Origin of the sequence: Roseomonas sp. 18066, assembly GCF_902706185.1 — a bacterium.
Taxonomy (GTDB): Bacteria; Pseudomonadota; Alphaproteobacteria; order Acetobacterales; family Acetobacteraceae; genus Pseudoroseomonas.
The window spans coordinates 1-4,455 of record NZ_CACSJM010000261.1 but is presented as its reverse complement, the minus strand read 5'-3'; the positions used below and the strand labels follow the sequence as shown (position 1 = coordinate 4,455).

Sequence of the window (4,455 nt, the reverse complement as noted above, 5' to 3'; positions counted from 1 at the left end):
ACGCTCGCCGCCCTCGCCCGGCTGGTATGGCGTCCCGGGCGAGGGCGGCGAGCGTCGCGCCCTCAACCTGTCGGCCAGCCTGCCGCCGCCACGCGCCTTGGCCGCGCCCCCGCCCGGCACCGCGACGCAGTCCATCGGGGGCTTGCCCGCCGAGCGCGACCTGGGCCCCTGGCTGCTGGCGCTCGCCCTGCTGCTGCTGGCCGCCGACCTGCTGCTGTCCCTGGTGCAGCGCGGGCTGCTCGGCCGCCGCCTGATGGCCCGCGCCGGCCTGGCGATGCTGCTGGCCACGCTCGCCCTGCCTTTGGCTCCGTCGGCGCAGGCCCAGGCGCCGGCCGCCCGTGGCCCGGCCGCCGAAATGCCCCTGGCCACCCGCATCGGCTATGTCGCGACCGGCGACGGCGCGGTGGACGAGGTGGTGCGCCAGGGCCTGGCCGGCCTGTCCGACTACGTCAACCGCCGCACCGCCGCTGCCTTGGGAGAACCCCTGGCGCTGCGCCCCGGCCAGGACGACCTGTCCTTCGTGCCGCTGCTCTACTGGGCGGTGACCGGCGACAGCCCCGACCCCGACGCCGCCGCCCTGGCCGCCCTCAACGAATACATGCGCCAGGGCGGCATCATCCTGTTCGACACCCGCGACGAGGGCTCCGGCGAAGGCTACGCCCCCGGCGCCCGCGCCGCCCTGCAGCGCCTGACCCGCGGCCTGGCCATCCCGCCCCTGGTCCCGGTCTCCCCCGAGCACGTGTTGACGCGCAGCTTCTACCTGCTGCCCCCCGAGCTCCCGGGTCGCTTCGCCGGCGGCCAGGTCTGGGTCTCGCGCGAGGAAGACCGCGCCAACGACAGCGTGACCCCTGTGATCATCGGCGGCCACGACTGGGCCGGCGCCTGGGCCGTCGATGCCCGCGGCCAGAACCCCTACGCCACGACGCCCGGCGGCGCGCGGCAGCGGACCCTGGCCTATCGCTTCGGGGTGAACCTGGTGATGTACGCGCTGACGGGGAACTACAAAGGCGATCAGGTCCACGTGCCAGCCATTTTAGAAAGGCTGGGGAATTGAGAGGGGCAGGGAAGCGACGGGCAGGCCAGGGGAATGAATTCCCCTGGACCCCTTCTTTTTTCTGTTCTGTTGGCCGTTCGATGGGCAGCACTTCATCGGCGCTGACACCCGGGCATCTCGGCGGGACGCCATCATATGAAAACAGTGCGACCTTGAAGGTCGCGCTGCTGATTGGCCGTTTCACGTACCGTCTCCACGTGGACACGGCAGTCACCACAGAAAAAAGAAGGGGGTCTGGGGGAATTCATTCCCCCAGCCTGCCCCTGACCTTCTCTGCCGAACGCTTCTCTTCGGAAAGGATCTGACCCATGCGCCAGGCCATTTCCGGTCTCGACTTCGCGCCGATCCTGCCTTGGTGGCTGCTGGTTGCCTTGGCGGTCCTGGCGATCCTCGCGCTCGCCCCCGCGGTCTGGCGTCGCGCGCGGGGTGTCGCGTGGCGCGCTTTGTCCTTCGCCGTGCTGCTGCTGGCGCTGGCCAATCCGCGGCTGGTCGAGGAGACGCGGGAGACGCGGCCGGACATCGCCCTGCTGGTGCAGGACCGCAGCGACTCGGCCCGCATCGGCGGGCGGGGGGCGCAGATGGATGCCGCCCGCGCCGCGCTGGAGGCGGCGGCGGCGCGGTTCCCGGATCTGGAGCTGCGCAGCGTCGACCTGCCGGAGGGCGGGCGGCAGGGCACGCGGCTGTTCACCGCCATCGACCGGGCGCTGGCCGATATCCCGCGGGCGCGGCTGGCGGGGGTGATCGCGCTGACCGACGGGCAGGCGCATGACGTGCCGGGGCAGCTCGGCTTCGCGGCACCCCTGCATGTCGTGCTGCCGGGGCGGCCGGGGGAGGTCGATCGCCGCATCCGGGTGATCGAGGCGCCGGGCTACGGCATCGTCGGCCGCACCGTCGAGCTGCGCGTCGCGGTCGAGGATCTGGGCGCCGAGCAGCCGCAGGGCGGGGCCGTGCGGCTGACCTTGCGGCGCGACGGGGCGGCGCCGCGGGTGGAGAGCGTGCCGCTCGGGCGCGAGCACCGCATCACCCTGCCGATCGAGCGCGGCGGCCCCAGCGTCGTCGAGCTGACCGCCGAGGAGCGGCCGGGCGAGGTTTCCACCCTCAACAACCGGGCGGTGGTCACCATCAACGGCGTGCGCGACCGGCTGCGGGTGCTGCTGGTCTCGGGCGAGCCGCATTCGGGCGAGCGCACCTGGCGCCGCCTGCTGAAGGCCGACCCCAATGTCGACCTGGTCCACTTCACCATTCTGCGCCCGCCGGAAAAGGACGACCTGACGCCGCTGAACGAGCTGGCGCTGATAGCCTTCCCGGTGCGGGAGCTGTTCCAGGTCAAGCTGCGCGAATTCGACCTGATCGTCTTCGACCGCTTCTCCAACCGCGGCATCCTGCCGCCGATGTATCTGCGCAACATCGCTGACTACGTCCGGGGTGGTGGGGCGCTGCTGCTCTCGGTCGGGCCGGAATTCACCGGCGCGACCAGCCTGGCCTCGACGCCGCTGGGCAGCATCCTGCCGGCGCGGCCGCTGACCGGGCGCGGCGCCCTGGCGGAGGGCGCCTTCCGCCCACGCGTCACCGACCAGGGGGCGCGGCATCCGGTGACCCAGGGGCTGACCGGCGCCAATGCCGGGGCGGCGCCGCCGAATTGGGGCCATTGGTACCGCCACCTGCGCGCCGAGCCGACCAGCGGGCTGTCGGTGATGGACACGCCGGATGGCGACCCGCTGCTGCAGCTGGACCGGGTGGGGGAGGGGCGGGTCGCGCTGCTGCTCTCCGACCAGATCTGGCTGTGGTCTAGAGGCCATGACGGCGGCGGCCCGCAGGCCGAGCTGCTGCGCCGCGCCGCGCATTGGCTGATGCGCGAGCCGGAGCTGGAGGAGGAAGACCTGGTCGCCCGCATCGAGGGCGGCATGCTGACCGTCACCCGCCGCAGCGTCGAGGCCGGTCCGCCGCCGGAGATCACGGTCACCGCCCCCGACGGCACGGTGACGCGCGGCCGGCCAATGGCTGCTGGCGGGACCGGCGGCCAGACGGTGCTGGAGCAGGCCGCGACCATGCCCGGCGTCTGGCAGGCCAGCGACGGCCGGCGCCAGGCCTTCGCCGCCGCGGCCGCCGCCAATCCGCTGGAGATCGCCGACCTGCGCGCCGAGGCCAGCCGCGTCCAGCCTTTGGCCGAGGCGAATGGCGGCGGCAGCCACTGGCTCGGCCGCGGCGACCGGCCGCTGGTGCCGGAGCTGCGGCGGGTCGCGGCCGGGCGGGATGCCTCGGGCGCCAGCTGGATCGGGCTGCGGCGCAACCAGGACCACTTGGTCACCGGCATCGCGGCCCTGCCGCTGCTGCCGCCCTGGCTGGCGCTGCCGCTGGTGCTGGGCCTGGCGCTGGTCGCCTGGCGCCGCGAGGGTCGTTGAGAATCTTTCTCAACTCTAACCCGTGGCCATGTTGTGAACATCTTTCCGCCGCTCTATCTGCGGCCTGGAGGAGTGTCCCGCCATGCGCCTTCGCACCGCTGTCACGCTAACCGTCGGCCTCGGCCTGCTGGCCGGCTGCGCCCAGCCGGGACCGACGCTGGACCAGCGCCTGTCGGCCTTCATCAACCGGCCGGAGGGCGAGCTGGTCGGCGCGCTCGGCGTGCCGACCCGCAGCTATGAGGCGGATGGCCGGCGCTTCCTGCAATTCGAGAGCCAGTCGACCGCGATGGCGCCGGTCGAGCCCTATCCCTACTACCCCTATGGCTATTGGGGCATGCGGCGGCCCTGGATGAATTCCCCCGGCTATATCGTGGTGCGTTGCGACATGACCTTCGCCATTCGCCAGGGGGTGGTCGAAAGCTTCTCCTTCCGCGGCGAAGGCTGCCGTTAACCGCCTGCTTCGCCCTGCGCCGAAAATGGTTTAGAGAGGTCGCCATGCGCCGTCTCCCGAAGCTCGCCCGTCTGTCCCTCGTCTGCGCTGCCCTGGCGGCCGCAGGATCCGCCATGCCGGCCGCCGCCCAGTCGCTGCGCGGGCCGATGGTGCCGGACAACCTGCCGACCGGCCGCCCGCGGCAGGAGCCGCCGGCCCTGCCGGGCCTGGCCGGCCGCACCCGCACCCCGGTGATCCCGGCGGAGCCGAACCAGGGCTCGCTCGGCCCCAACGAGGCGCTGTTCGACGCCATCAACCGCGGCGACATGGCCTCGGCCCGCGACGCCATGGCGCGCGGCGCCGACCTCAATGCCCGCAACGTGCTGGGCCTGTCGCCGATCGACTCGGCGGTGGACCAGAACCGCACCGAGATCGCCTTCTTCCTGCTCGCCGCCCGCGGCACCGTGGCCAGCAGCGAATCCGCCGCCCCGCCGCCGCCGCCCAACGCCATGGCTGGCGGCAACACCCGCCAGCGCCCGGCCCCCGTCGCCGAGGCGCCGCGCCCGGCC

The 4,455-nt window shown here is 73.1% G+C and carries 3 protein-coding genes and 1 pseudogene; all 4 read left to right on the top strand.

Translation table 11 applies throughout. The features are described 5' to 3' along the window. Positions 1–1,054, top strand: a 1,054-nt coding sequence (locus tag GVN67_RS28250) for a DUF4159 domain-containing protein (RefSeq protein ID WP_160000635.1), incomplete at its 5' end; no start/stop codon positions are given. Positions 1,055–1,362: 308 nt separating this feature from the next. Further along, positions 1,363–3,456 (top strand): hypothetical protein, encoded by a 2,094-nt coding sequence (locus tag GVN67_RS28245; RefSeq protein ID WP_160000634.1) that lies wholly within the window; start codon positions 1,363–1,365, stop codon positions 3,454–3,456. Positions 3,457–3,538: 82 nt separating this feature from the next. Next, entirely contained in the window at positions 3,539–3,907 is a 369-nt protein-coding gene (locus GVN67_RS28240) for a hypothetical protein (protein ID WP_160000633.1), read from the top strand. A gap of 113 nt (positions 3,908–4,020) precedes the next feature. Continuing rightward, positions 4,021–4,455, top strand: a pseudogene (locus GVN67_RS28235) (hypothetical protein); the annotation flags it as partial.